Origin of the sequence: Pseudonocardia sp. P1, assembly GCF_000178675.2 — a bacterium.
Lineage (GTDB): Bacteria > Actinomycetota > Actinomycetes > Mycobacteriales > Pseudonocardiaceae > Pseudonocardia.
Genome location: NZ_ADUJ02000001.1, coordinates 2,792,094 through 2,816,626 on the forward strand (window position 1 = coordinate 2,792,094; position 24,533 = coordinate 2,816,626).

Annotated in this window: 28 protein-coding genes; 14 read left to right on the forward strand and 14 right to left on the reverse strand. The window is 72.8% G+C overall.

Features of this window, described 5'->3' with window-relative positions; translation table 11 throughout:
* Positions 1 to 103: 103 nt before the first annotated feature.
* Positions 104 to 2,059 (reverse strand): translational GTPase TypA, encoded by a 1,956-nt coding sequence (typA, locus tag PP1_RS12450; protein WP_010241597.1) that lies wholly within the window; start codon positions 2,057 to 2,059, stop codon positions 104 to 106.
* 64 nt (positions 2,060 to 2,123) lie between these two features.
* Between typA and PP1_RS12455 the strand changes: the two genes are divergently transcribed.
* Positions 2,124 to 2,273, forward strand: coding sequence for a hypothetical protein (locus PP1_RS12455; RefSeq protein WP_010241599.1), 150 nt, complete (start codon positions 2,124 to 2,126; stop codon positions 2,271 to 2,273).
* A 238-nt stretch (positions 2,274 to 2,511) separates the two neighbouring features.
* Here PP1_RS12455 and PP1_RS12460 read toward each other — a convergent pair whose 3' ends face one another.
* Positions 2,512 to 3,546 (reverse strand): type IV toxin-antitoxin system AbiEi family antitoxin domain-containing protein, encoded by a 1,035-nt coding sequence (locus tag PP1_RS12460; RefSeq protein ID WP_075313969.1) that lies wholly within the window; start codon positions 3,544 to 3,546, stop codon positions 2,512 to 2,514.
* A 107-nt stretch (positions 3,547 to 3,653) separates the two neighbouring features.
* Positions 3,654 to 4,478, reverse strand: coding sequence for an NUDIX domain-containing protein (locus PP1_RS12465; protein ID WP_010232762.1), 825 nt, complete (start codon positions 4,476 to 4,478; stop codon positions 3,654 to 3,656).
* A 161-nt stretch (positions 4,479 to 4,639) separates the two neighbouring features.
* Between PP1_RS12465 and PP1_RS12470 the strand changes: the two genes are divergently transcribed.
* From PP1_RS12470 to PP1_RS12480, 3 genes are read left to right on the forward strand one after another with little or no spacing between them, the layout of a single operon-like run.
* Entirely contained in the window at positions 4,640 to 5,572 is a 933-nt protein-coding gene (locus PP1_RS12470; protein WP_010232764.1) for an ABC transporter ATP-binding protein, read from the forward strand.
* A complete protein-coding gene (locus tag PP1_RS12475) occupies positions 5,569 to 6,372 on the forward strand; it encodes an ABC transporter permease (protein WP_075313968.1) in 804 nt (267 codons plus the stop codon). Before PP1_RS12470 ends, PP1_RS12475 begins: the two co-directional genes overlap by 4 nt.
* Before the next feature lie 53 nt (positions 6,373 to 6,425).
* Positions 6,426 to 6,725 carry a 4a-hydroxytetrahydrobiopterin dehydratase gene (locus PP1_RS12480; RefSeq protein WP_010232766.1) on the forward strand — a complete coding sequence of 100 codons (300 nt, stop codon included), beginning with the start codon at positions 6,426 to 6,428 and terminating at the stop codon, positions 6,723 to 6,725.
* Between the two features lie 25 nt (positions 6,726 to 6,750).
* Here the strand turns inward: PP1_RS12480 and PP1_RS12485 are convergent, their stop codons facing one another.
* On the reverse strand, positions 6,751 to 7,563 hold the full coding sequence (locus PP1_RS12485) for a carbon-nitrogen hydrolase family protein (RefSeq protein WP_010232767.1): 813 nt from the start codon (positions 7,561 to 7,563) through the stop codon (positions 6,751 to 6,753).
* A gap of 230 nt (positions 7,564 to 7,793) precedes the next feature.
* Between PP1_RS12485 and PP1_RS12490 the strand changes: the two genes are divergently transcribed.
* Both PP1_RS12490 and mscL read left to right on the forward strand, forming a co-directional pair.
* Entirely contained in the window at positions 7,794 to 8,864 is a 1,071-nt protein-coding gene (locus PP1_RS12490; RefSeq protein WP_010232768.1) for a 3-deoxy-7-phosphoheptulonate synthase, read from the forward strand.
* Positions 8,865 to 9,054: 190 nt separating this feature from the next.
* Positions 9,055 to 9,483: a large conductance mechanosensitive channel protein MscL gene (mscL, locus tag PP1_RS12495; RefSeq protein ID WP_075313967.1), complete on the forward strand. Its 429-nt coding sequence runs from the start codon at positions 9,055 to 9,057 to the stop codon at positions 9,481 to 9,483.
* A 22-nt stretch (positions 9,484 to 9,505) separates the two neighbouring features.
* Here mscL and PP1_RS12500 read toward each other — a convergent pair whose 3' ends face one another.
* Both PP1_RS12500 and PP1_RS12505 read right to left on the reverse strand, forming a co-directional pair.
* Complete coding sequence (locus PP1_RS12500; protein ID WP_060573948.1) at positions 9,506 to 9,925, reverse strand: YunG family protein; 420 nt, start codon at positions 9,923 to 9,925, stop codon at positions 9,506 to 9,508.
* 75 nt (positions 9,926 to 10,000) lie between these two features.
* Positions 10,001 to 10,507 carry a GNAT family N-acetyltransferase gene (locus tag PP1_RS12505; RefSeq protein ID WP_010223801.1) on the reverse strand — a complete coding sequence of 169 codons (507 nt, stop codon included), beginning with the start codon at positions 10,505 to 10,507 and terminating at the stop codon, positions 10,001 to 10,003.
* A gap of 162 nt (positions 10,508 to 10,669) precedes the next feature.
* Between PP1_RS12505 and PP1_RS12510 the strand changes: the two genes are divergently transcribed.
* Both PP1_RS12510 and PP1_RS12515 read left to right on the forward strand, forming a co-directional pair.
* Positions 10,670 to 11,254, forward strand: coding sequence for a hypothetical protein (locus PP1_RS12510; protein ID WP_010223799.1), 585 nt, complete (start codon positions 10,670 to 10,672; stop codon positions 11,252 to 11,254).
* Positions 11,255 to 11,312: 58 nt separating this feature from the next.
* On the forward strand, positions 11,313 to 11,870 hold the full coding sequence (locus PP1_RS12515; RefSeq protein WP_010223797.1) for a TetR/AcrR family transcriptional regulator: 558 nt from the start codon (positions 11,313 to 11,315) through the stop codon (positions 11,868 to 11,870).
* 81 nt (positions 11,871 to 11,951) lie between these two features.
* Here PP1_RS12515 and PP1_RS12520 read toward each other — a convergent pair whose 3' ends face one another.
* Positions 11,952 to 12,593, reverse strand: a complete 642-nt coding sequence (locus tag PP1_RS12520; protein WP_010223795.1) for a hypothetical protein — start codon at positions 12,591 to 12,593, stop codon at positions 11,952 to 11,954.
* 629 nt (positions 12,594 to 13,222) lie between these two features.
* The gene (locus PP1_RS12525; RefSeq protein ID WP_010223793.1) at positions 13,223 to 13,681 is read right to left on the reverse strand and encodes a MarR family winged helix-turn-helix transcriptional regulator; all 459 of its coding nucleotides are present in this window, start codon (positions 13,679 to 13,681) and stop codon (positions 13,223 to 13,225) included.
* Positions 13,682 to 13,843: 162 nt separating this feature from the next.
* Between PP1_RS12525 and PP1_RS12530 the strand changes: the two genes are divergently transcribed.
* Both PP1_RS12530 and PP1_RS12535 read left to right on the forward strand, forming a co-directional pair.
* Entirely contained in the window at positions 13,844 to 14,491 is a 648-nt protein-coding gene (locus tag PP1_RS12530; protein ID WP_010223791.1) for a LysE family translocator, read from the forward strand.
* 113 nt (positions 14,492 to 14,604) lie between these two features.
* Positions 14,605 to 16,527, forward strand: coding sequence for a S9 family peptidase (locus PP1_RS12535; protein ID WP_010223789.1), 1,923 nt, complete (start codon positions 14,605 to 14,607; stop codon positions 16,525 to 16,527).
* 11 nt (positions 16,528 to 16,538) lie between these two features.
* Here the strand turns inward: PP1_RS12535 and PP1_RS12540 are convergent, their stop codons facing one another.
* Entirely contained in the window at positions 16,539 to 16,964 is a 426-nt protein-coding gene (locus tag PP1_RS12540; RefSeq protein WP_010223787.1) for a PIN domain-containing protein, read from the reverse strand.
* Between the two features lie 178 nt (positions 16,965 to 17,142).
* Here PP1_RS12540 and PP1_RS12545 point away from each other — a divergent pair, with 178 nt between their 5' ends.
* The gene (locus PP1_RS12545) at positions 17,143 to 17,856 is read left to right on the forward strand and encodes a dienelactone hydrolase family protein (RefSeq protein ID WP_010223784.1); all 714 of its coding nucleotides are present in this window, start codon (positions 17,143 to 17,145) and stop codon (positions 17,854 to 17,856) included.
* A 14-nt stretch (positions 17,857 to 17,870) separates the two neighbouring features.
* Entirely contained in the window at positions 17,871 to 18,719 is an 849-nt protein-coding gene (locus PP1_RS12550) for an RCC1 domain-containing protein (RefSeq protein ID WP_010223783.1), read from the forward strand.
* Between the two features lie 604 nt (positions 18,720 to 19,323).
* Here PP1_RS12550 and PP1_RS12555 read toward each other — a convergent pair.
* The 3 genes from PP1_RS12555 to PP1_RS12565 all read right to left on the reverse strand — a co-directional run bounded on the left by PP1_RS12555 (position 19,324) and on the right by PP1_RS12565 (position 20,855).
* Positions 19,324 to 19,611 carry a DUF6343 family protein gene (locus PP1_RS12555; RefSeq protein WP_349289774.1) on the reverse strand — a complete coding sequence of 96 codons (288 nt, stop codon included), beginning with the start codon at positions 19,609 to 19,611 and terminating at the stop codon, positions 19,324 to 19,326.
* A 207-nt stretch (positions 19,612 to 19,818) separates the two neighbouring features.
* Positions 19,819 to 20,502 carry an HAD-IA family hydrolase gene (locus PP1_RS12560; RefSeq protein ID WP_010223782.1) on the reverse strand — a complete coding sequence of 228 codons (684 nt, stop codon included), beginning with the start codon at positions 20,500 to 20,502 and terminating at the stop codon, positions 19,819 to 19,821.
* Positions 20,503 to 20,618: 116 nt separating this feature from the next.
* Positions 20,619 to 20,855, reverse strand: a complete 237-nt coding sequence (locus PP1_RS12565; protein ID WP_010223781.1) for a hypothetical protein — start codon at positions 20,853 to 20,855, stop codon at positions 20,619 to 20,621.
* Positions 20,856 to 21,189: 334 nt separating this feature from the next.
* On the opposite strand from PP1_RS12565, the gene PP1_RS12570 reads away from it, so the two are divergent.
* Together PP1_RS12570 and PP1_RS12575 are read left to right on the forward strand one after the other, a co-directional pair.
* Complete coding sequence (locus tag PP1_RS12570) at positions 21,190 to 21,630, forward strand: STAS domain-containing protein (protein ID WP_010223780.1); 441 nt, start codon at positions 21,190 to 21,192, stop codon at positions 21,628 to 21,630.
* A 313-nt stretch (positions 21,631 to 21,943) separates the two neighbouring features.
* Positions 21,944 to 22,402 carry a hypothetical protein gene (locus tag PP1_RS12575; protein WP_139323770.1) on the forward strand — a complete coding sequence of 153 codons (459 nt, stop codon included), beginning with the start codon at positions 21,944 to 21,946 and terminating at the stop codon, positions 22,400 to 22,402.
* 252 nt (positions 22,403 to 22,654) lie between these two features.
* Here PP1_RS12575 and PP1_RS12580 read toward each other — a convergent pair whose 3' ends face one another.
* A complete protein-coding gene (locus PP1_RS12580; protein ID WP_249265931.1) occupies positions 22,655 to 23,425 on the reverse strand; it encodes a GAF and ANTAR domain-containing protein in 771 nt (256 codons plus the stop codon).
* Between the two features lie 171 nt (positions 23,426 to 23,596).
* Positions 23,597 to 23,890, reverse strand: a complete 294-nt coding sequence (locus PP1_RS12585; protein WP_010223777.1) for a hypothetical protein — start codon at positions 23,888 to 23,890, stop codon at positions 23,597 to 23,599.
* Between the last annotated feature and the right edge of the window lie 643 nt (positions 23,891 to 24,533).

Sequence of the window (24,533 nt, forward strand, 5' to 3'; positions counted from 1 at the left end):
GCCTTTGCTCTGCACACTCCGGCGCACCGGTCCGCTCCCTGCACCCGGGTGCACCGCCTTGCTCTGCGCACCCGGGCGCACGACCCGCCGCGGACCCCGGACCTCACTTCTCGGCGTTCGCCGCCGCCTTGGCCCGCGACCGGGCGCGGGCACGCAGGTTCGGGTCCAGCTCGATCTTGCGGATCCGGACGTTCTGCGGGGTGATCTCGACGCACTCGTCGGGCGCGCAGAACTCCAGCGACTGCTCGAGGCTCAGGATCGTTGGCGGGACCAGCTTGACCAGCACGTCGGACGTCGAGGACCGGACGTTCGAGAGCTTCTTCTCCCGGGTGATGTTGACCTCGAGGTCCTCGTTGCGGGTGTACTCGCCGACGACCATGCCGCCGTAGACCAGGGTGGTCGGACCGACGAACAGGGTCCCGCGGTCGGAGAGCTGGTCGACCGCGTGGCCGGTGACGGGGCCGCTGCGGTCGGAGATCAGCGAGCCCTTGTTGCGGGTGCGGATCTCGCCGACCCACGGGCCGTAGCCGTCGAAGACGTGGCTGGCGATCCCGGCGCCGCGGGTGAGCGTGAGGAACTCGGTCCGGAAGCCGATCAGGCCACGGGCCGGGACCCGGAACTCCATCCGCACGCGCCCCTCACCGTGCACCATGTCGCCCATCTCGCCCTTGCGGCCGGCGAGCAGCTGGGTGACACCGCCGAGGCTGTCGTCCGGGACGTCGACCGAGAGCTGCTCGAACGGCTCGTGCAGCTTCCCGTCGATCGTCTTCGTGACGACCTGCGGACGGCCGACGGTGAGCTCGAAGCCCTCCCGGCGCATCTGCTCGACGAGGACCGCGAGGGCCAGCTCGCCACGGCCCTGGACCTCCCAGGTGTCCGGACGGTCGGTCGGCAGCACCCGGACGGACACGTTGCCGATGAGCTCGGAGTCCAGCCGGTTCTTCACCAGCCGGGCGGTCAGCTTCTTGCCGGGCAGCGGGTCGCGACCGGCCAGCGGCGAGGTGTTGGTGCCGATCGTCATCGAGATGGCGGGCTCGTCGACGTCGATCCGCGGCAGCGCGACCGGGTGCTCCGGGTCGGCGAGGGTGTCGCCGATGGTCACGTCCGCGATCCCGGCGACGGCGACGAGGTCACCGGCTCGGGCCTCCTCGGCCGGGACACGGGTGAGCGCCTCGGTCATCATCAGCTCGGTGATCTTGACGCGCGGGGTGCTGCCGTCCTCCCGGCACCAGGCGACCTGCTGGCCGCGACGGAGCACGCCGCCACGGATCCGGCAGAGCGCGATCCGGCCGAGGAAGCTGGACGCGTCGAGGTTGGTGACGTGCATCTGCAGCGGCGCGGACGGGTCGTCGGCCGGCGGCGGGACGACGTCGAGCAGCGTCTCGAAGAGCGGGGTGAGGTCGTCGGAGTCCGGCAGCTCGCCGTCGCCCGGGCGGATCCGGGAGGCCTTCCCGGCCCGCCCGGAGGCGTAGACGACCGGCAGGTCGAGCAGGTGTGCGGTGGCCGACTCGTCGAGGCCCAGCTCGTCGGCCAGCTCCAGCAGCAGCTCGAGGGACTCGTCGACGACCTCGGCGATCCGGGCGTCGCCACGGTCGGTCTTGTTGACCACGAGCATGACCGGCAGGCCGGCGGCAAGGGTCTTGCGCAGCACGAAACGGGTCTGCGGCAGCGGGCCCTCGGAGGCGTCGACCAGCAGGACGACACCGTCGACCATGGACAGGCCGCGCTCGACCTCGCCACCGAAGTCGGCGTGGCCGGGGGTGTCGACGACGTTGATCGTGTAGCCCTGCCAGCTCACCGCGGTGTGCTTGGCGAGGATCGTGATGCCCTTCTCGCGCTCGAGGTCGCCGGAGTCCATGATCCGGTCGACGGGCTCGGCGCGTTCGCCGAAGGCGCCGGACTGGCGCAGCATCGCATCGACGAGGGTCGTCTTGCCGTGGTCGACGTGCGCAACGATCGCGACGTTGCGCAGCTCGGGCCGGCCCGCGGAATCGGGCACGGCGTCGCTTCCGATGGCGGAGGCAGCGTCGAGGGCCGAGGCGGAACGAGGGATGGTCACACCACCACGGTATCGGCAGCAACCCCTGGCCCCTGCCCGCGGTGCAGGTTAGCCTGACCTCATCATGGGTAAGGTCAAGAAGAAGTGCTGCCGCTCCAAGCCGAAGCGCTGCAAGAACTGCCCGGTGGTCGCGATGCGCCTGCGCAAGGTCGGTGCCGACGACCTGAGCGGCAAGTCGTACCAGCGCGCACTCAAGGTCGCACGGATCTACTGACCACAGTGGACGACCGCTGATCAGCGGCTGAGCCGGTCCGTCGATCGACACGGGCCGAGCGGGCGGAGTGGCCCGGAGCGCGGCGGAGCGCGTCCCCGGACTCCGCCTGCGCCCCCGACGACGGCCGGTCGAACCCGTCCGTCGGCAGTGTCCGGGAGCCCCACGGACCACCCCGCGGGCATGGCCGGGATCACACGGTCTGCTGCGTCACCCCGGTGCCGCGGGGCCACCGGAACCGTCATCCGGCGGCCCGTCCGGCCGTGGCGCCACCGGGCCCGGCCGGTCGCCCGGACACCGCGGCGCCCAGCGCGGCGAGGGTGGCGGCGGGGCGTCCCACGGGGTCCGACGGGTCGAGCACGAGCACCCGCCAGCCGTGCCGGCGGAGCATCGCCCGCCGCCAGCCCGCCCCGCACCCGTCACCCACCGACGAGGCTCCGCGGATCTCCACCGCGACCCGGGCGTCGGGGAACGCCAGCCGCAGGACGACGCCCGCGATCTGGTGCTCGGAGCGCCACCCGGTCACCCGTTCCTGCACGAGCAGGGCGCGGAGCCGGTGCTGGGCGTGCTCGACGGCCTGCCCGGTCGCGGAGGCCAGCATCCGGGCGACGGCCGACGACCCGTGCGCGCCGCGGTACCTCCCGAGCGCGGCGGTGAGCGTGGCCAGGTCCGGGACGGACCGGGCACCTCCCGTTCCCGCCCCGGACAGGACCCGGGTCAGCAGGGCCTCCCCCGCAACGTGCGGTTCGAGGGCCGCCTCGATCAGCGCGAGCGCCGGTGCGGCGACGGCGATCCGGTCCCGGTGCACGACGTCGGCCGGGCTCAGCCCGCGGCGCCGGACCTGCACCTCCGGCCGGGGGCGCGGCGCGCGCCGGCGGGGGACGGTCACGGTGACCGTCACCGGCGCGTCCGGGAGCAGTCCCCACCACCAGGCGGCCGCGGCGCCGGTGAGGACCGCGTCCTCTCCCGCCCACAGCACCGCCGCCCGCACCCGGCCGGCATCGGTGACCGCGTACGCGGTGTCCCGGTAGACCCGCGGATGCACCGGCACCCAGCGGCGCGCCGCCAGCCGGCGGTCCACGGCGTCCGGTGAGACGCCCGCCCGCACCGCCTGGCCACGGGAGAGCACACCGTCCTGGGCGGCGAGCAGGTGCTCGACCGGACCGGGCGGGGCGATCCGCGACCGGCGACGGCCGGGTGGCGCTCCGTGCGACCCGGCGGAGCCGGCGGCAGACCCCCGGGACGGGGACGAGGACGGCGGGAGGGTGGCGGGCATCGGGCTGCGAGTCATGCGGCTTGGACGACACCCGGGGCCCGGCGGTTCCCCCGACTTCCGGAGCCGTCGTCGTTCCGGCACGGTCCACCGCGGTCCACGTGCCGGGATCAGGACCGGAGCAGGTCGACCAGCTCCGCGACGACGGCCCGGTCCGCGTCGAGCCAGCCGAGGGCCGCCACCTCGTGCGCCCCGACCCATCGCAGCGACCGGTGCTCGCGGGCCTCCGGGTCGGGCGAGTCCGGCGTGAGCCGGGCGGTGCGGATACGCAGCACCCGGCGCCCGATCGGCAGGTCGGTCCCGATCCGGCCGTCCGCGCGGATCCGTGCCCCCAGCTCCTCCCGGCACTCCCGGACGAGCGCGTCCGTCTCGCTCTCCCCGGGCTCGACCCCACCTCCGGGCAGCTCCCAGCGACCGGCGAGCTCGGCCGGGTAGGACCGCTGGGCGACGAGCAGCCGCCCGTCGCGCACGATCGCCGCACCGACGACGACGGGGGCCCGGCCGAGCTCCCCGGCCCGCTCGGCGACGACGTCGCGGCGCGCCCCGAGCAGGCGACGGCCGTACCGGCGCAGCACCGGGTCGGAGAGCCGTCCGAGGACGCCGAACGGCGGTGACCAGGTGAGTTCGTCGCGGACCCGGGTACCGGCGCCGTCCGGGATCACCCGGGTCGCGTGCCGCAGGACGGCGGCCGGTCCCGTCGCGAGCTCGGACCACACTCCGGCAACGCCGGCCCGGGTGATCCGGGTCCGGCAGGCGAGGACCCCGCCCGGCAGGGCGACCCGCACCTCGTCGCCGGCGACGAGCAGCCGGGCGGGGGCGGTGAGCCGCGCACCGGTCCGGGAGAGCGCCTGCTCCGCAACGGCCGTCTCCCGGAGGACCCCCGCGACGAGCGCCGGTGGTGCGTCCACGTGGTGGTCGAGGGTCAGCACGGGCACACGGACGATCCTCGCAGGACGGGTCCCGGCGGCCGTCCCGGGCCGGATCTCGCCGAAACGCCACGGCCACCGGCGGTCGCGGCCAGGCTGGCGGCGTGCAGCAGACCCTCGGCGCTCCCGGAGAACGGGCTGTCCCGGCCGCCCGGCCACCCGCCGTCCGCATGACCGGCCTGGGCCGGGACTTCGGCGCGGTGCGCGCCGTCGACGGCGTCGACCTGGACGTCCCGATGGGATCGGTCCTGGGTCTGCTCGGGCCGAACGGGGCGGGCAAGACCACGCTGCTGCGGATGCTGCTCGGGCTGCTCGCCCCGACCGACGGCACGATCGAGCTGCTCGGGCGGCAGCTCCCGGGCCGGGCCGCCGAGGTCCTCCCGCACGTCGGCGCCCTGATCGAGGGCCCGGCGCTGCACGGGCACCGGACGGGCAGGCAGAACCTGCTGCGGTACGCGGCGGCCGAACCGCTGCTGGCCACCGACCGGGTCCCGACCGCCGTCGCCGCCGTCCTGGAGCGGGTCGGGCTCAGCGGCGCTGCGGACCGGAAGGTGCGCGAGTACTCGCTCGGCATGCGGCAGCGGCTGGGCCTCGCCGTCCCGCTGCTGACCCGACGACGGCTGGTGGTCCTCGACGAGCCGACCAACGGTCTCGATCCGGCCGGCACCCGCGACGTCCGCCGGCTCGTCGCGGAGATGCACGCGGCCGGCGCGACCGTGGTGGTCAGCTCGCACCTGCTCGCCGAGATCGAGACCACCTGCACGCACGTCGCCGTGCTGCGGGCGGGGCGGCTGGTGGCCGCGGGCCCGTTGCGGGACCTGCTCGACGGCGCGGCCGGACGGCTGGTCGTGACCACACCGGACGGCGGCCGCGCGGTCCGTGTCCTGCTCGACCGCGGCATCGACGCCGAGGTGGCACCGGAGGGCCGGGTGCAGGTCGCGGCCGGGCCGCCGGCGCCGGACGTCGTCGCGCTGCTCGTGCACGCCGGTGTCGCCGTGCACGGGGTGACCCGGCCCGTGGCCCGACTGGAGGAGGTCTTCGCCGACCTCACCGGGGATCCCGGCCGGAGCCGGACGCCCGGTGGACCCGGGGCGTACCGGTGAGCACCACGGTCCGCCCCGGGACTGCACCGCGCGCGGCCGGCCGGGCCACCGCGGCACCGCTCCCCCGCCTCCTCCGCTCGGAGCTCGAGCTGGCCCTGGCGCGCCCGCGGACCGCCGTCGTGCTCGCCGCGGCGGCGGCCGTCCCGGTGCTCGCGACGCTCGCCCTGGCCGGCGGGCCCGGCGACCTGACCCACGCGCTGGGTGTCCTGGTGGTCGCTCTGTCCGAGCCGGCCGCGTTCTCCCTGGGCATGCCCCTCGTGCTCGTCGCCGCGGACGCGTTCGCCGGCGAGCGGGGCAGCGGCACCCTCGACGGGCTGCGCCTGTCGCCGGTCGGCCCCGGACGGTTGTTGCTGCTCAAGGCCTCGGCGGTGGCGTGTGCGGCGACCCTGTCCGCACTCGTCGTGGTCGCCGCCGCGCTGGTCGCCGGTGGCCTGGTGCTGGGCGCCGGGCCGTACGGCACCGGGGTGACGCTCGGGCGGGCGCTTGTCCTCGCCGCCTGGGTGACCGGGCAGCTGACCGGGCTCGGTCTGCTGCTCCTCGCGTTGTCGGCGGCGGTGCGGCGACCGGCGGTCGTGGTCGCCACCGGGCTCGCCGCCCTCACCGCCGCCCCGCTGGTCGCGACGGTCCTCCCGGATGCCGCCGCCGTGCTCCCCTCCGGGCACTGGCACGAGGTCCTCGCCGCGGTCACGGCCGTACCCGCCGACACCGGCGCGGCGTGGGCCACCAGGGTGCGCGCGGCGGGGTTCGCCGTGGCCGGGGCCGGGATCGCGCTGTTCCTGCTCACCCGCCGCGACGGGTGACCCGGCGGTCGTCCCGCCGTGACGCGCGGTCCGGTCTGCGCCACGATGGGCCGATGGCCACCCCGCTGCTGACCGACGCCGAGATCACCGACGCCCTGCGGACGCTCCCGGGCTGGGACCGGGACGGGGACTCGATCGTCCGCACCGCCCGGCTGCCCGACTTCGTCGCCGCCGTGTCGGTGGTGGACCGCGTCGCCGACGACGCCGAGGCCGCCGACCACCACCCGGACATCGACATCCGCTACAACACGCTCACGTTCCGGCTCTCCACGCACTCCGAGGGCGGGCTCACCGCCAAGGACACCGGCCTGGCCGGCCAGATCTCCGACCGGATCGCCACCGCAGGCGGCTGAGCCCGGCCGGGACGGCCCGGCCGCCTCAGAGCCGGCGGTTGCGCAGGACCGGGATCTGCTCGCGGACCTCGGCGGCGACCGCCGGGTCGACGTCGGCGACGAGCACGCCCGGGGCGGCGTCGAGGGAGTGCACGATCTCCCCGCGCGGTCCGGCGACCAGGCTGTACCCGATCCCGGTGGGGGCCTTGCCGTGCTCCCGGCCGACGGTCGTCGGGTCGGCCTGGTCACAGGCGACGACGAACGACCCGGTGTCCAGCGCCCGCGCGCGGACCAGCAGCTCCCACTGCTCGCGCTTCCCCGCTCCCGCACCCCAGGACGCGGGCACGAGCTGGACGGTCGCGCCTGCGTCGGCGAGCCGCTGGTAGAGCCCGGGGAACCGGACGTCGTAGCAGGTGGAGAGCCCGACCCGGACCGGATCGGCGCCGGGCCCGTCCGCCTCCGGGACGTCGACCGTGACGGGTTCGGTCCCCGGCGCGACGGTGTCGGACTCGGCGAACCCGAACGCGTCGAACATGTGGATCTTGTCGTAGTGGGTGTCCACACCGGCACCGGTGACCAGGAGGGTGTTGCGGACCCGGCCGTCACCGGAGGGGGTGAACATCCCGACCACCACCGTGATCCCGGCGGCCGCGGCCAGCCCACGCACCCGCGACGCCCACGGCCCGTCCAGAGGCTCGGCGACCGGTCCCAGCGCGGTGCCGAAGCAACACATGCCGGCCTCGGGGAACACGACGATGCGGGCCCCCGCACCGGCCGCCTCCCGGACCCGCGGTCCGATCTCGGCGAGGTTCTCCTCGGGGTCGCGGGTGGAGGAGATCTGGGCCAGTGCGATCCGCATGGACCGGTCGTACCACGTCCACCTGGTGGACGCGCCGGTCGAGCCGCGGGCGGAACGTGGGGTACGGTCGAACCGTGCTGCGCGCCTACTACTACTGGTTTCGCCAGCCGGCCCGGGATGGGTCGGCCGGCGCGGTAGCGCGCTGACCTCCATCCCCGCGAGCCGGCATCACGGACCGGCTCGGGCACGGTGATCCGGGGCGGTCTGCCGGGAAAGGACCGCCGTCCCCGATGAGTAGCACTCCCGCTGCACTGCTCGACACCCCGCTGGACGACCGGCGCATCGAGCGGATCAGCCCACTGATCTCCCCCGCCCTGCTGCGGCACGATCTGCCATGCACCCCCCAGGTCGCCGACACCGTCACCCGTGGACGGGCCGCCGTGACCGGGGTGCTCGACGGCACCGACGACCGGCTGCTCGTCGTCGTCGGGCCGTGCTCGGTGCACGACCCGGAGGCCGCCATCGACTACGCCGGCCGGCTTGCCGCGCGGGCCGAGGAACTCTCCGGCGAGCTGTGCGTCGTCATGCGGACCTACTTCGAGAAGCCGCGCACCACGGTCGGCTGGAAGGGCCTCATCAACGACCCGGGCCTGGACGGCACGTTCGACGTCAACCGGGGCCTGCGCACCGCCCGCAAGCTGTTGCTCGACATCTCCGCCCTGGGCCTGCCGGTGGGCTGCGAGTTCCTCGACCCGATCACCCCGCAGTACATCGCGGACGTCGTGACGTGGGGATCCATCGGCGCCCGCACCGCGGAGAGCCAGGTGCACCGGCAGCTGGTCAGCGGGTTGTCGATGCCGGTCGGGATCAAGAACGCGACCGACGGTGACGTCCGGGCGGCGCTCGACGGCATGCGGGCGGCGGCGGCGTCGCACGTGTTCATGGGGGTCAACGCCGACGGGCTCGCCGGGCTGGTCACGACCACCGGCAACCCGGACACCCACGTGATCCTGCGCGGCGGCACCCGGCCGAACTACTCGGCGGAGGACGTCGCCGCGACCACGAGCGCCCTGCGCGACGCCGGGGTCCCGGAGCGGGTGGTCGTCGACGCGAGCCACGGAAACAGCGGCAAGGACCACGAACGCCAGGCCGTGGTGGTCGGCGAGCTGGCCGAGCGGATCGCGGACGGGGAGCGCGGCGTCACCGGGCTGATGATGGAGAGCTTCCTGGAGGCGGGGCGCCAGGAGCTCGGCCCCGACATGGTGCGCGGCCGTTCGGTGACGGACGCCTGCATGTCCTGGGACACCACCGACGAGCTGCTCGGCACCCTCGCCGCTGCCGTCCGCACCGGCCGCCGCTGAGCCGGACCGGCGGGGCCGGGCCGGGAGCCGGTCGCCGCTCCCGCCCCGGCCCGCCGCCACGGGTCCTCTCCCACCGGCCGGGTTCCGTCGCGCACAGTTCCGGCGTGGGCACTGTCCGTCCGTTGCGGACGGTGCGAGGCTCGGCCCCCGTCCGGCCGGGACCGGCCGTGACCACCGGGAGGGGACGAACATGATCAAGGGCTTCAAGGACTTCCTGCTGCGCGGGAACGTCGTCGACCTCGCCGTGGCGGTCGTCATCGGCGCCGCCTTCACCGCGGTCGTCACGGCCTTCACGGAGGCGTTCCTGAAGCCGCTGATCCAGCTCTTCTCCGGCGGCGGCGAGCTGGCCGGGGCGTTCGAGGTGAACGGCGTGACGTTCGACTGGGCGAGCTTCGTGAACGCGGTGATCACCTTCGTGATCACCGCGGCGGTCGTGTACTTCCTCGTGGTGCTGCCGCTGAAGACGATCCAGGAGCGGCGCAAGCGGGGCGAGGAGGCCGGACCGGCCGACCCCACCGAGGTCGAGCTGCTCAAGGAGATCCGCGACCTGCTGCGCGAGGGCCGTGCCGACGGCGTCGCGGGCCGGCACGCCGTCGGGCCCGACGGGTCGACCGACTGATCCCGGGGCCGCCCGGCCGGTCTCACCCCGCACCGCCGCCGAGCCGGGCCCGCACGCGTCGGCGCAGCAGGTCGTACTGGGCGGCGCAGCGCCGCGGCGGCCCGGGCGGCCGCACCACCGGGCGGGGCGGCTGGACGGTCTCCCCCGGTGCGAACTGGTCGCGCGTCAGGTCGATCTCGGTGCCGCCGGGGAGCCGGTTCCACCAGTGGTATCCCTGCAACCTGCCGTCGGGCAGCCAGACCTCGGCGAGCAGCAGCTCCCCGCCGAAGAGGTCGTGCAGCACCAGTGCCGTCGCCCCGCACTGCCCGCGGGACGGCGACCCGGGGCTCCAGTCGTCGAGATCCGCGTCGTCGCAGGTGTCCCGGCCCCACGACGACCGCAGCGCGGCCGCCACCTCGGACAGGGTGGGTGCCGGTGCGGCCGGCCGGGCGGCGGTGGTCATGGCGCGGAAGCTACGACCGACCCCCGACAGTTCCGGCCGGTGCGGGCGCGTCGGCAGCGGTCGCCGCCCGGACGGTCACCGGCACCGCGACACCGGTCGCGGCACGCCGCGCTCCATCCGGTGCTCGGTGATCCCGTCCGGGCGCTCGATCGGTCCGAGATCGACGAACCCGAGCCTGCGGTAGAGCGCGGCGGCCCGCTCGTTCCCGACGACGACGTGCAGGGCCAGCCGGCCCGCGCCCCATCCCCCGGCCCGGTCGAGCACCGCGGAGACCAGTGCCTCCGCCGCGCCGGTGCCACGGGCGTGCGGCGCGACCCACAGCGCGATCAGGTCGGCGGTCCCGGTCTCGTCCGGCGGGACGGCGACGACCTGGCCGCACGGACGCCCGTCGAGGTCGGCGACGAGGTGGCGGTTCGGCGCGGCCAGCCGGTCCCGCCACTCCTGCTCGCCCGCGCCCAGCCAGTCCTCGAGCCTGCTGTGGAACGCGTGCGGGGCCTCGGCGAGCGCGGCGAGCCGCAGCGCACGCCAGGTCCTCCAGTCGTCGGGCTCCAGCTCTCGCACGGTGATCGACGGACCGGCCAACGAGCACCTCCCGGGGTCGGACGGAAGGGCGAACCTAGCAGCGTCCACCCGGCCGCCGACGCCCGCTGCACCGTGGCGTCCGAGACCTCCGGCGCCGCGATGTGTCCGGATCGTCCGGTCCGAACCGGCAACCGGAGCCCGGAGCGGGTACGAACAACGGTCATGCCGCCCGAACCACGTCACCGCGCCCGGACGGTCGTCTCGTCCTGGTCGGCCGGAACCCACCGTGTCCTCGTCCTGCTGATCGTGGCGGTGCTCGTCGTCGCCGGTGTCCTGACCGGACTGATGCTGAGCCGCGCCGACGCGCAGGGCACGGGCGTCGACGCACTCGGCCCCCTGACCGGCCCGCCGACGCTCGTCGGGCGGGTGCAGGAGGTGCGGGACCCGGCCACCGTCGTCGTCGACGTGCAGGGCCGGCCGGTGACCGTCTCGGTGCTCGGTGTCGACACCTCGGCGACGCCGGAGTGCGCGCAGACCGGCGCGCTGGAGTTCGCCCGCGACTTCCTCGACGGCGAGGAGGTCACCCTGGTACCCGACCCGACACTGCCCGCCCCCGCGGCGGACGCCTCGGCCTGGCCGGCCTACCTGGTCGTCGCCAGCCAGCAGTCCTACACCGACGCCGCCCTGGTGGCGGGCTGGGTCTCCCCCGGTGAGGGCAGGTACCGGCCCGGGTTCGAGGCCGGCGAGCGGATCGCTCAGGACCAGGACGCGGGGATGTGGGGCCCGCCCTGCAACCGTCAGCCCTGATCGTGGGCGACACCCCGGTCACGCGGCACGGCGACCACGCTCCTGGGAGGATGCCGCCGTGGATCCCCGGGTGGTACGGACGCGCAGGCGCCTGCAGGACGCCCTGCTCGCCCTCGCCCGCGAACGCCCGCTGGAGTCGATCGCCGTCGCGGACGTCGCCGAGCGCGCCGGGGTCAACCGCAGCAGCTTCTACCAGCACTACGGCGACAAGGAGGCCCTGCTCGCGGACGCGCTGAGCGCGCAGGCCCTCGCGGCGGGCGCCGACCTGTCCGAGCTGGTGACGACCGACGTCGGGCCCGAACCCCCGGGGGCATTGCTCCGCTGGTTCGCGCACGTCGGCGATCACGCGTCGCTGTACCGCCAGGCACTGGGCGGGGCGGCGGCACCGGACGCGGCGGCCGGGATGCGCCGCTGGATGCAGGACTTCGTCGCCGACACCGCGCGGCGGATGGGGTTCGCCGAGGACGACGCCGGCATCCCGCTCGACGTGTTCGCCGCCGGTCTGACGTGGTCGTTGCTCGGCGTCGCGGCGAGCTGGCTGGAGCGCGATCCGCTGCCCGCCCCGGAGGTCGCGGCCGGGTGGGCGTGGCGGATGCTGGTCCGCCGGGACTTCTGAGCTCGCTCGGTCGTTCCGGTCGGCCGTGCCGCCCGGGCCGGGTCCAGCGGCCCGGGCGGCACGTGCCTTCCACCCCGTGGATCAGCCCTGCACGATCCCGGAGTTGCTCGAGTCGACCGTGGTCGAGGACTGCGAGACCGGGCCGCTCGAGAGCAGGCCGCCGATGTTGAGCGTCGGGTTCACCGAGGCGTCGACGTCGATCAGGCCGCCCTTCTGCGACGCGTGGCCGCCACCCTGCCCGTGCTTGCCGGAGCCGGACTGCAGGATGCCGCTGTTGGACTCGTCGACATCGGTCGTCGACTGCTCGACCGCGCCGGAGCTGAGGATGCCACCGACGTTCGCCGACGGGCTCACGTCGAGGCCCAGGCCCACCAGGTCGTCGACCTGGACGGCGTCGCCGGCGCCGCAGCCGGACTGCGCGATGCCGGAGTTCGAGCGGTCGACCTTCGTCGACTGCTGCGAGACCGGGCCGTCGTTGGCGATCCCGCCGAGGTTCAGCGCGGGGTCGACGGCGGCGTCCAGGCCGAGCAGGCCGCCCTTCTGGGAGGCGTGCGACGGGCTGCAGTCACGGTCCTTGCCGTCCTTGCCGTGCCCGCCGTCGCCGTAGTCACCGGCGAAGGCCATACCGGCCGAGCCGAGGGCGAGCGGGACGGTCAGCGCACCGACGGTGGCGACGCGCCGCAGGGCGCGGCGGGAGGAGAACGTCGTCTCGGGGGCGTTCATGGCACTCCTTCTCTTCTGTGTGGCCCGACCGCCCGCATTTCACGCTGTGTCACGGCCAGGTGGCACAGAACGTACGGACGACCGTGACAGAACAGGAGGGCACCCCTCACTTCACGACCTTTTTGTCCGTTTCGGCACTGACCGATGGACCGCTCGCCGTTGATCAACTACACCGAGTGCTATCCATCATCTGTCGGATAGCTACTCTGCGTATAAGTGAGGGCTCTCTCCGATCGTTACACTCGACCGCGGAAATGAGGCCCACGTCACAGGCGCGCAACGGCAGGGCGGACGAGGCGTCCTACTGCGCGGGCACGGAGAACACTCCGAAGCGCGACACTCTCTCGCTTGGGATCTCACCTGCGGCGATGCGCCGTCCGGAGCAACGTCTGCTGCGCCGTTCCGCGAGCGACGGACGGCGGACGGCGACATATCGATCGCCGAACGGCAGCGCGACTCACGCCTCCGACAATTGGCGATAGGCCATCGTGAAACGGCTCGCCGTCAGTGCGTTCGCATCCCGCTCAACGACGTGGCCCGTCTGGAGTAACGGCTCACGGCGAAGAATTACGCCGTCGGTGGTACCCCGACGCGGTGCCACCCGCCCGTGATCGACCCGCGCCCGGCGGTCAGCGTCCGGCGAACGCCGCCAGGAGCCCGTCGGTCAGGGCGGCGCGCTGGTGCTCGGGCACGTCCTCGAGCAGGATCCGGTCGGACTCGCGCAGCACGGACCTGCCCCAGCGGGTCAGCTCCCGGCCGTACTCGGTGACGTGCAGGCGTGCGGCCCGCCCGCGACCGCCCGGGCCCCGCCGCTCGACCGCGCCCAGCTCCTCGAGCTGCCGCAGCGTGGCCTGCATGCTCTGGGCCGTGATCCCGGACCGCCGGGCGAGTTCGCTGTACGAGCGTCCGGAGTCTCCCGCGAGGTGCCCCAGCGCGGAGAGGTGGCGCATGGACAGGTCCCGGGTGCGCAACGTGTCCTCGACCTGCTCGCGGAGCCGGCGGCCGAGCGCCATGATCAGGAACGTCGGGCTGGGCTCGATCGCCGGCCCCGCGACGGGGACGGACGGGGACTCGGACGGCTCGGACACCCGCCCATCATCCCCGTCCGCCGGGCACGGTGAGCACACGTCGAGTGGTACTCGGTGCACCCTCCGGTGATCGCACCGGTGCATGGCGTGCCAGTCGACGGCGCCCGGACCGCTGGGAAACCGGGGCGCGACGGCCGGACGTCGGCGCTTAGCATCGCTTCCATGACCGTCGCGTCGGCCCTGGCCTACACCTTCGCGTTCGTGCTCCTGCTGGTCGTCCCGGGACCCGACTTCGCACTGGTGCTGCGCAATGCAGGCACGGGCGGCCGGCGGGCCGGGATCGCGACGGCGCTGGGCGTCGGCGCCGGACTCGCCGTGCACGCGGTGGGTGTGGCGCTCGGCCTGGGCGCGATCATCGCCGCGTCCGCGACGCTGTTCACGATCGTCAAGTTCGTCGGCGTCGCCTACCTCGCCTACCTCGGGATCGCGGCGCTGTGGGCCGGGCTGCGCCGCCCCCGGCCGTCGGGCACACCCGCGACCGACGACGAGCCTGCCGCTCCGTCCGGCCCCCGGCCGTTCGCCGCGCACTTCCGGCAGGGCCTGCTCTGCAACGTGCTCAACCCGAAGGCGATCCTGGTCTACCTCGCGCTGATGCCGCAGTTCCTCCCTGCCGGGGCGGCGCTCGGCGCGACCCTGACCCTGTCGACGATCACCGTCGCGTCGGCGGTCGTCTGGTTCGTGCTGGTCGCGTGCACCGTGGCGGCCACCGGGCAGGTGCTGCGCCGGCCACGGGTGCGGCGCTCGCTCGACGCGCTGACCGGTACCGCACTGCTCGCGTTCGGAGCGAGACTGGCGCTCGCCCGGCCCTGACCAGCATCGACACACCGGTGTGGCGCCGGTCACATTCTCCCGAGCTTGTGTGTGCCGCTGCGGCACAGCGTCTCCTCGTCGGCGGAACCGGCCGCGAGCAGTGAGGAGATCCCATGAACCCGCCCGAGACCATCGCCGTCGAGGACTTCCTGCGCCCTCCGGAGCGCACCGGGGCCTCGATCTCACCGGACGGCACGAGGATCGCGTTCCTCGCGCCGTGGAAGAACCGGCTGAACGTCTGGATCGAGGACCTCGACCCGGCGGACGGCGAGGTCCCCGAGCCGCGCTGTGTGACCGCCGACGAGACCCGCACCGTGCAGGACTACCGCTGGACGCACGACCCGCGGTGGATGCTGTACCTGCAGGACGACGGCGGCGACGAGAACTGGCACGTCTACCGCATCGATGTCGACGACCCGGACGCCGCGGCCGTCGACCTGACCCCGTTCCCCGGTTCCCGGGTACTCGACCTCGTCCAGCCCCCGGCCCGGCCGGGGACCGCGATCGTCCAGCTCACCGGGCGGGTGTCCGCCGCGATCGAGCTGCACGAGCTCGACATCGCGACCGGGGAGCTGACCTTGCTGTCCGGCGCCCCGGAGACCGCCTCCGACGACGGGGATTACGTCAAGAGCTCGCACCACGTCGGTGACGGGACGCTCCTCGTCGAACAGCTGAACGCCGACGGCGACATCGAGCTCCTGCGGAGCATCGGCTCGGGACCGCCGCGCCGGATCACCACCTTCGACGGATCCGACCTCCCGCTGGGTCTCTACCCGTTCGAGGTGACCCCGGACGGCACCGGCCTCTGGGTCGGCTCGAACCGTGGCACCGACCGGACCCGCCTGGTGCGGGTCGACCTGGCCACCGGGGAGGAGACGGAGGTCGACAGCCACCCGTCGTTCGACCTGGACACGCGCGCGCTCGTCCTGGGCCACCTGCCGAGGCCACTGATCCGTCACCGGCGCACGGGCGAGCTGCTCGGCGTCCGCTACCTCGGCGAGCGGCAGGTGATCCATGCGCTGGACCCGCACTTCGCCGAGGTGCTGCCGCAGCTGGAGGCCCTGTCCGACGGCGATCCGGCCACGATCTCCTCCGACCGGGACGGGCGCCGCTGGATCGTGTCCTTCACCCACGACCGCGAACCCGGCGTCACCTGGCTCTACGACCACGCCACCGGGGAGAGCCGGCTGCTGTTCCGGCCGAACCCGCACCTCGATCCGGACGCGCTGGCGCCGACCACGCCGGTGACCATCACCGCCCGGGACGGTCTCACGCTGCCGTCGTACCTGACGTTGCCGGTCGGGGTGGAGCCGTCGGCGCTGCCGATGGTGCTGCTGGTCCACGGCGGCCCCTGGGTGCGCGACGCCTGGGGGATGGACCGGTCCGTGCAGGTGCTGGCGAACCGCGGCTACGCGGTCCTGCAGGTCAACTTCCGCGGCTCGTCCGGATTCGGCAAGGCCCACATGAAGGCGGCGATCGGGGAGTTCGCCGGGAAGATGCACGACGACCTGCTCGACGCCGTCGACTGGGCCGTCGAGCAGGGGTACGCCGACCCCGACCGGGTCGGGATCTTCGGCGGCTCCTACGGCGGTTACGCGACGCTGGTCGGCGTCAGCTTCACCCCGGACCGCTTCGCCGCGGCCGTCGAGTACGTCGGTATCTCCGACCTGTCGACGTTCATGCGGAGCGTGCCCGAGTTCGCCCGGCCGGGCCTGCGGATGAACTGGTACCGCTACGTCGGCGACCCCGACGACCCGGAGCAGGAGGCGGACATGATCGCCCGCTCCCCGATCAGCCGGGCGGACGACATCCGCACACCGCTGATGGTGGTGCAGGGCGCCAACGACACCCGGGTGGTCCAGGCCGAGTCCGACCGGATCGTCGGGGCGTTGCGGTCCCGCGGGGTCGACGTCGAGTACCTCGTCTTCGACGACGAGGGTCACTTCATCATCAACCCCGAGAACCTGCTCACGATGTTCCGGTCCGCGGAGCGGTTCCTCGCGGAGCACCTCGGCGGACGGGTGCACGAGAGCTGACGACGGTGCGCTCACCCGCGCTGCGGCGGGACGGCGTCGGGGCGTGGGACGAGGGTCGTGAGCTCGGGCACGTCCCGCGCCAGTCCCTCGTCGAGCGTGGCCGGCGACGCGCCCGGGACGGCGGCCACGAGGCTCGTGAGGTAGGCGTCCGTCACCTGCCGGTGTCCGCCCACGTGGCCGAGACGGGCGTCGGCGAAGGACAGGGAGTCCGGCCAGAACTCGCATCCGGGGAGCGCGTGCACGGCCCGGAGGAGCCCGGTCGCCGTCGACGGTGTCTCCCCGGCCCGGACCAGGAACCGGACGAGCGCGCCCTCCACCACGGGGCACAGGGCGAAACGCTCGATGCGTGCACCCCACGCGGACGCCCTGTCGTGGTGTTCGTGTTCCGTGACGGTGAGCGCGATCAGGACGTTCGCATCGAGGAGGTAGGTCGTCACTCCTCGTCCACCGTGGCCGCGACGTCCTCCGAGGTGACCCGCCGTCCCACGCTCACGACCGGGAATCCGGACCGGTCGTCGTCGACACCGATCACGGCGGGCTCCCCGAGCTGGATCAACCCGCGCGCCGCCAGCTCCGCGACCCCGATCGAGGGCGTCCGGTCCCTAGGCTGTTCCCATGGTCAGCACTCGCTACGAGTCGATCGGGACACCGGACGGCGCGTTCGACGCGTTCTGCGCGGCGCCCGACGGGCCCGGCGCCCCGGCCGTCCTGGTCTTCCAGGAGGTCTTCGGGATCAACGACAACATCCGCGGGCTGGCGGTCCGGCTGGCCGAGGCAGGCTTCCTGGCGCTGGCACCGGACGTCTTCTGGCGCATCGAGCCGCGCTTCGAACGCAAGGACGAGTCGGGGCTGGCCGACGGCTTCGCGATGGTGCAGCAGCTCGATCTCGACCTCGCCGCCGCCGACATCACCGCCACGATGGCGCACACGCTGGCGATGCCGGGGTGCGACGGGCGGATCGGCGGCGTCGGGTTCTGCCTCGGCGGCACGCTCGCCTACCTGTTCGCCACCACGTCACGCGTGGCGGGCCGCGGACCGGACGCCGTCGTCTCGTACTACGGCTCCGGCGTGAACGGCCTGCTCGGTTCGGCGGACAGCATCGAGTGCCCGATGCTGTTCCACTACGGGGCGGACGACCCGTACATCCCCACCGAGCAGATCGACGAGGTCGAGCGGGCCCTGGCCGGTCGCGCCGACGTCACCCTGCACCGCTACGACGCCGGGCACGCGTTCTCCAACTGGGACGCCCCGTCGATGTACGACGAGTCCGCCGCGCGGCCGGCGTGGGACCGGACGATCCGGTTCCTCGACCGGCACCTCCGCACCTGAGGCCGCGAGGACGGATGGGTGTCCTGGCGGCAGGACGACGCCACTCGGTCGCATGCCGGACGGACGGCACGGTCGTCGCGACCGGGGACGGCCGGGCCGGCGAGTGCGACGTCGGCGGGTGGACCGGCGTCGTCGCCGTGGCGGTGGGCAACGTCCACACCGCGGCCAACACAGGCAGGGCCCACACGGTCGGACTCCGCTGCGACGGGACGGTGCTCGCGACCGGCTGGAACGGCGACGGGCAGTGCACCGTGGACGGGTGGCGGAGTGTCACGGCGGTCGCAGCCGGGTGGCGCCGGACCCTCGGGCTGCTCGCGGACGGCACCGTGGTGGCTGCAGGGAGGGATGCCGAAGGGCAGTGCCGGGTCGCGGACTGGCGTGGGGTGCGGGCCCTCGCCTGCGGTGACTGGCACTCCGTCGGGGTGCTGGTGGACGGGACGGCCGTCGCCACCGGGAACGACCGGCGCGGCCAGTGCCGGGTCGAGGAGTGGCGCGACCTGGTGGACGTCGGCGCCGGTGCGCTGCACACCGTCGGGCTGAGAGCCGGCGGCACCGTCGTCGCGGCGCCCGGCGACGGGCCGGGCACCGTGGCCGTCAGGGCGTGGCGGGACGTCGTCGCGCTGTCGGCCGGCAGCCACCACACCGTGGCGTTGCGCGCGGACGGCACGGTCCTGGCCGCCGGGGCCGACACCCACGGGCAGTGCGACGTGCAGGAATGGCGTGACGTCGTCGCGGTGGCGGCCGGTTCCACCCACACTCTCGGGCTCCGGGCGGACGGGACGGTCGTCGCCGCCGGGAACGACGCGGCCCGGCGGTGCCGGGTCGGTGGGTGGAGCGGAGTCCGGTCGGCGCCTACACGTTGAAGCGGAACGAATCCGCACGTTCCACGGGCCTGCGGCGTTCACGATCGCACGCGACCTGACCTGTGTGAAAGCATCTTGAAGACTACCGCTGGCTATCGGCATTGGTGGACGCGCTGACGAATGACTGACGAACACCAGCAGCCAGCTTGGAAGATCTCGCCAGACTGGCGCTCCCGAGGGGCGCCCAGGGAGAACAGTGGACGAGATGGCCCTGCGAGTGAGGGTAGTTGACCGCCCGTAGTTGCACGCCACTTGCACGGTCTCACCGGGTACCCGATGAGCGTGAAGCGTCGCTGAACCTGCAGTGGAGAATGTCGCGAAAGTTGCAATGAACGTCCTCAGAATTGCAGCGCCGGGGAGGGCGCTGCCCATGCGACCTCGGTCACCAGTCGGCGACGCTGGCGCCGCTGCTGAACGCGAGCGCGAGGAGGCTGGCGGGGCGGGGGCCGTGGAGAAGTGGAGGGGCGCACTACGGGGTACGAGTCCGCTCAGCGTGACTCGGCGGCCGATCATGTGGGCCAAGCGTTGGGCGCTGCCCCAGTGGCGGCCAGGTGGCGCGAACAGCGGTCGCCCGTCACGGGCTGCTGTCAGGTGACGCGACCGGTCATCCGGGTTCGCCCCGCCACTTTCGGTAGAGGACCCATGCGAGGTCGACCAGCGCGATCATAGCGATCACCCCGAGCGCCCAGGCGAACCATGTGTGGCCAGCTAGCACCGCTAAGACTGTCCCCGCTATGCACACCACCAGGCCGAACCCGGCCAGTAGCGCCCGCAGTGTGAGCGCGCTGCGCCCCGGCGGCGCACCGCCGAGGCCCGCGGTCGGGTCGTGGTAACCGGGCAACCCGCGCCGGTAATCTGTCTCGCCAGAACGTCGTTGCCGGAATCGGCTCACGGTGGCCAACCTCCTTCGGGTGTCGGCCGGCGACGCCGACAGCAGGTCGAGCGATTGGGTCTCTCTCGAAGTGGATGCCACGTCGGCTCGACCGAGTTCCTGAGCAAGCCCTGACCAGCTTGCTCGGTCGGAACGACATCGCCCGGTCAAGTCGTCGTGTTGGTCGAACGTCGGGGGCTTGTGGCTCCCACGGGCCGGAGGTTTGCTCTACATCGCGGTGGTGAGGGGCGTGTGGTCGAGCTCGTCGCGCAGCTGCCCGAGCGACGTAGCGACAGTCACCGCCCCAGCTTTGATGAGTTCGTCGTCGGAGAATCCGCCGGTGCGGACGCCGACAAAGGGCGTGCCCGCGTGCGCGGCGGCCTGGCCGTCCCAGACCGAGTCTCCGATCACCACGCCGGAGCCACCGCCGACCGCGTCGAGCGCGTACCGGATCAGGTCGGGCGCGGGCTTGCTAGCCGCTACGTCACCGGAGGTGACGATCGCTTCGGCGTAACGACGGCCGTCGACCAAGTCCACGAAGTGATCAACGTGCTCGGGCCGTCCGGACGTGGCCAACACGACCTGCAAGCCGCGTGTACGTAGCTGATCGAGCAGCGCCGTGGCGTCGGCGAACGCGCATACCTGCCCGATCCACGCGTCGAACTCGTCCGCGTGTGCCTCCCGGAGCTGGTCGCCATGACAACGCTCGGCCTCGGCGCCGGCCACGTGAGTGATCAGCTGGTCTCCACCCATGCCGATCGCTCGGTGCAGATGCCAGACCGGCACCGTGATGTCGAACCGGCGAAACGCGCGGAACCAGGACAGAGCGTGCTGGTAGTTCGTGTCCACTAGCGTGCCGTCGACGTCGACGATCGCTACGTCGGTCATGTTCACCTCCATCGAGACAGTCACCCACGAACCTCGGGACGCAGGCTCCGGAGCCGGAGCCGCGGTGGTGACTACGAACGTTCACGCGCAGCAACCGCAGTCACGGCCTTGGCACGCGCGCAGCGGCGAAGTGGATGAGCTCAGGCGCTGTGGGTGGGCGCAGCCACCGGCGCCGCGGTGTCGGCGCAGTGCCGACAGCAGAAGAAGCGGCCGGCAGCATGCACACCGTGGCCGATCATCCGGCAGCCGCAGTGTTCGCAACTCGGGGCCATGCGGTGGATGGCGCATTCGAAGCTGTCGAACACGTGCACCGCGCCCTGAGCGTGGATCTCGAAGGTCATCTCGTAGTCGTTGCCACAGACCTCGCAGGTTCCCATCGGGATACCTCCCTCACTTGGGTCCTCTCGTGGACTACCCGCCATGGCCTCGCTCAACCCGCCGGAAGCCACCGAACGCGGTCGGAGCGGCGCACAGGATCTGCTAAGACGGTCGCCGCGGTTGGGCCCGAATCGGAGAAATGGGTCCTCGACTGCTCCGGGCACGACCGAGTACGATCGGTTCACGGCGCGCCACGAGCTGGCTGGCCCCTCGGGGCCTCAACCAGGCATGAGCGGGGCGCGTCGGCCAGTGGCCAGCGGTTCACTCCACGAGTCCCGGCTTCCCGTCGACGTACGCGGTACTCCGTGCGTCCGGATCCGAAGGACCAACGCCGTGACTCTGCTACACGACATCCCGCACACCCAAGGCCGCCGAGGCAACGACAGGGACCCCGGCGGCGGTCTCCGGATCGACATCGCCCGGGCCGCACCCGATGTCGCGATCGTCAGCCTCGCCGGGGACCTCGATATCGGCACCGCCGACGCTGCGGCCACTGCACTGGCCGACACCGTCGCCGCCAACACAGGTGGGCGAGTCGTGCTCGACCTCAACCACGTGAGCTTCCTGGCCGCACACGGACTCGCCGTCATCCTCGCCACGCAGGACCACGCCCACCGCTGGGGCACAACCCTGGTCCTGGTCCACGGCCAGGACGCGCCGGCCGCCCGGACCCTGCGGTTCCTGCCCGCCCACGCGCCGCTCACCTATCCGACGCTGAGCACCGCGCTGGCCGCCGCGCTCGCCATCCCCGCATCCTGCGAGGCCCCGGCATGAGCGCGCGAGGTAGGCACCCGCACGGCCGAGGGGATCCCGCCCGCCGACCGGATCACCGCCGACGCGGCGAGGTGATCGCGGCCCTCGGGCGACTCGGCGAGGGCGCCTGTGCCCGCTGCGACATCTGCGGGGTACAGATCTCCGACCGCCTGTTGCGCCTGGCCCCCGTCGCTGACCGCTGTATGCACCACCTGCTTCACCCCAGCCCTCGCCGCAACCCCTACAGCTCGGCTCCGCACACATCACCGCAGCGAGGCTCCAGCGGCTGGCCAGCCGACAACGGCACAGACCACGACGAGAACGAGGACCAGTGATGACCACAGCCTCGAACAGCGGGCCGCTCACCGGCGACGGACCCCGCCGCGATACCGGGCAGCGGGTCGACCACTTGCCCGTCGGCGTAGCTCCGTCGTCCTCAACCGGCCGGCCTGACGGAAACCACGATTCGTGGGAGTGGCAACTCGGCGAGCTCCTCGCACCATTCGTGGCGTGGCTGGCCACTCAGGGCATCGACGAACCCGACCGCCGACGCCATCGCGTCGCCGCCGAACGGTTCCTGCGCTGGAGCCGCACCGACACCGGCCCGGTGGAGAACCGCCGCCGACGCTACGAGCACCATCTCGACAGCCACGACCCCGAACACCTGTCCGACGCCCGCGCCGGGCTGGACCAGTGGACCGACCACCGCCGGATCCTGGCCCGCACCCGATCCGCCGACCAGCAATGGCCCACCACGCCGCCCACGGCCCCAGGACCAACGCCCTCCAGCTAGAACAGCCCTCCGCCGCAACCGACACCCGGGCTGCCACGAGCCTCCTCAGGCTGCCCAACCCGCACAAGAGGCCAACTACCCAGGTAACCGCCCAACGTAGGACACCACCACCTCGTCGACCCCCTCCAACCGCGGCACCGCCCTGCTTCAGCCGTGTCTCGCTGATCATGATCAGAGGGCGGCCGAGGGCTCATCGATCAACGACACAGAGCACGGCCGTCGGCTGGGCCAACAGTCCGCGCACTGGCCACGTCACCCCGTGCGAGAGCCGTTGGCAGGGCTGGTCTCGTCGACCAGCCAGGTCGCGACATCAACGAGCCGCATGTTGGTGTCCTGCGAGGAGCGCACCAGCAGCGTGAATGCCCGATCGGAACTGATCTGAAATCGCTCCATCAGGATGCCCTTCGCCTGCCCGATCACATCACGAGTGACCAGGGCGGTATTCAGATGAGCGATCCGCTGGGCACCGTGCAGCACCAACGCGGCCTGTGAGGCGAACAACGACCCTGTGTCGGCGGTCCCGTCGTCGAACACCCCCGGCGTTGCAGCATAGAGGTTCAACGCGCCCGCACTGCCGTCACGCGCGAACAACTGGAATGACATCAAGGTCCCGATCCCACGGCCATGGGCCGCGGCCGCCCACCGCGGCCACCGCCCGACCGCCTGGGACATGTCCTCGACCAGGGTGCGCTCCGCCTGCCAGATCGAGTCCAAACACGGGCCCTCTCCCAGCTCGTTCTGCAGCTCATCAAGCTCGCGGACCACCTCACTGCTTGGTGCTGCCGCCCGCACCACGCCCCGCCGCTCCACCAACGAGACACCGGCATGATCGACATAGGGAATGGCGTCGATCGCTCCACCGACGATCAGATCCAGAGTGTGCTCCACACCCTCCTCGCGATCGAGCAGAGCGCGGGCAGCCGAGTCGAGCACACGGGCCAGCTCCGCACCTCCACGCTCCCCACCCACACGCCCAGCGCCACCGGCGGCCTCGTCGGCGTCGTCTCTGCGTTCGTTCCTCACGTGAAGCACGCTCCCTTCCCACATCGCCGCCCGCGACGCGATTCCTAGCTCCCCGAAACTACCCCGCCCCAGGAGCACGACGGCTCACATCAGACCTGGCCCCCGCCGAAGACGACACCGACAACCGGAACGAGTAGCGTGCCGACACCAGCGATCTGGTCGACGGCGAGATCAGTCACCGCCGACCGACCCGAGCTCGCCGGAGTAGCGGACAGGATGGTTCTCGTCCCGGTCGATAAAATGGTCATTAGCAGCCTGGGCCAACGCGTCGTGCTCGTAGGCGGTGCAGATCCGCTCGCCGGCCAACACCTGCTGCACCTGCGGCCACGTCAACACCCCGCTCACCTCGACCAGGTTCCTCCACAACTGTTCAACCGGCATATTCCCCAGCACAAGCCCGGCCCGCAGCGACCGCACCGCCTCGTGCTGCTCGGCCTCAGACAACAACCGCTGCGGATCATCCATCCACCCCGACTACCCCACCACCAGTGAAGTACCCACCAAGGCAGGCCGGAGCAGGCCACGGTCGCGACCGGCCCGGTCGATGGCGCTGGTAACCGTTCCTGGCTGTCGGGCCGGATCCATGCTCGGCGTTCTGCCACGCGACGGTTCGACTCACATCGAGGACGCCGGCCGCCGATGTGCCGGGACAGATCGTCGGCGCCATCGCCTGGCCCGGCTCGGGACCAGTTGGCACAGTAGGCGACCGATGACGTCGCGGTCTCCGGCGCTTCTAGCTAGCCGACTCGACCGCCTTGAAAACGCGAACCGGGTTCGTCCCTTGCCTTGGCGTTCAGATCGGTGCCCGCGATTAGCAGCCCATCCGCTGCCACGTCGTGTCGGCGAGTATTGGGCCGTTCGGGGCGGTTGTGCCCCCAATGTGCCCCGACCTTGTCCTGAATACGGAGGCACCGCCTTGAGTCGCAGCGGCAACGTCAGCGCATGGGAGTCCGCCGCGCAGTCACCGACGATGCCGTCGAACTCGTTAGCGTCCACATCCGCGCCTGCCAGGTGGGCTACCGCGGGCAGCTCCCTGACGAGGTCCTGGACGCGCTCGACCCAGGAAGTGCGCTACCACCGGCCGCTCGCTTGACCGGTAGGCCGACCT

What these genes read in the sequence shown, in the direction of transcription:
- PP1_RS12585 (WP_010223777.1), bottom strand. Translation starts at nt 23,890, where the DNA reads ATGGATGATCCGCAGCGGTTGTTGTCTGAGGCCGAGCAGCACGAGGCG.
- PP1_RS12520 (WP_010223795.1), bottom strand. Translation starts at nt 12,593, where the DNA reads ATGAACGCCCCCGAGACGACGTTCTCCTCCCGCCGCGCCCTGCGGCGC.
- PP1_RS12480 (WP_010232766.1), top strand. Translation starts at nt 6,426, where the DNA reads ATGGCCACCCCGCTGCTGACCGACGCCGAGATCACCGACGCCCTGCGG.
- PP1_RS12500 (WP_060573948.1), bottom strand. Translation starts at nt 9,925, where the DNA reads ATGACCACCGCCGCCCGGCCGGCCGCACCGGCACCCACCCTGTCCGAG.
- PP1_RS12565 (WP_010223781.1), bottom strand. Translation starts at nt 20,855, where the DNA reads ATGGGAACCTGCGAGGTCTGTGGCAACGACTACGAGATGACCTTCGAG.
- PP1_RS12550 (WP_010223783.1), top strand. Translation starts at nt 17,871, where the DNA reads ATGGGTGTCCTGGCGGCAGGACGACGCCACTCGGTCGCATGCCGGACG.
- PP1_RS12455 (WP_010241599.1), top strand. Translation starts at nt 2,124, where the DNA reads ATGGGTAAGGTCAAGAAGAAGTGCTGCCGCTCCAAGCCGAAGCGCTGC.
- PP1_RS12460 (WP_075313969.1), bottom strand. Translation starts at nt 3,546, where the DNA reads ATGCCCGCCACCCTCCCGCCGTCCTCGTCCCCGTCCCGGGGGTCTGCC.
- PP1_RS12535 (WP_010223789.1), top strand. Translation starts at nt 14,605, where the DNA reads ATGAACCCGCCCGAGACCATCGCCGTCGAGGACTTCCTGCGCCCTCCG.
- PP1_RS12470 (WP_010232764.1), top strand. Translation starts at nt 4,640, where the DNA reads ATGACCGGCCTGGGCCGGGACTTCGGCGCGGTGCGCGCCGTCGACGGC.
- PP1_RS12510 (WP_010223799.1), top strand. Translation starts at nt 10,670, where the DNA reads ATGCCGCCCGAACCACGTCACCGCGCCCGGACGGTCGTCTCGTCCTGG.
- PP1_RS12485 (WP_010232767.1), bottom strand. Translation starts at nt 7,563, where the DNA reads ATGCGGATCGCACTGGCCCAGATCTCCTCCACCCGCGACCCCGAGGAG.
- mscL (WP_075313967.1), top strand. Translation starts at nt 9,055, where the DNA reads ATGATCAAGGGCTTCAAGGACTTCCTGCTGCGCGGGAACGTCGTCGAC.
- PP1_RS12490 (WP_010232768.1), top strand. Translation starts at nt 7,794, where the DNA reads ATGAGTAGCACTCCCGCTGCACTGCTCGACACCCCGCTGGACGACCGG.
- PP1_RS12575 (WP_139323770.1), top strand. Translation starts at nt 21,944, where the DNA reads ATGACCACAGCCTCGAACAGCGGGCCGCTCACCGGCGACGGACCCCGC.
- PP1_RS12530 (WP_010223791.1), top strand. Translation starts at nt 13,844, where the DNA reads ATGACCGTCGCGTCGGCCCTGGCCTACACCTTCGCGTTCGTGCTCCTG.
- PP1_RS12545 (WP_010223784.1), top strand. Translation starts at nt 17,143, where the DNA reads ATGGTCAGCACTCGCTACGAGTCGATCGGGACACCGGACGGCGCGTTC.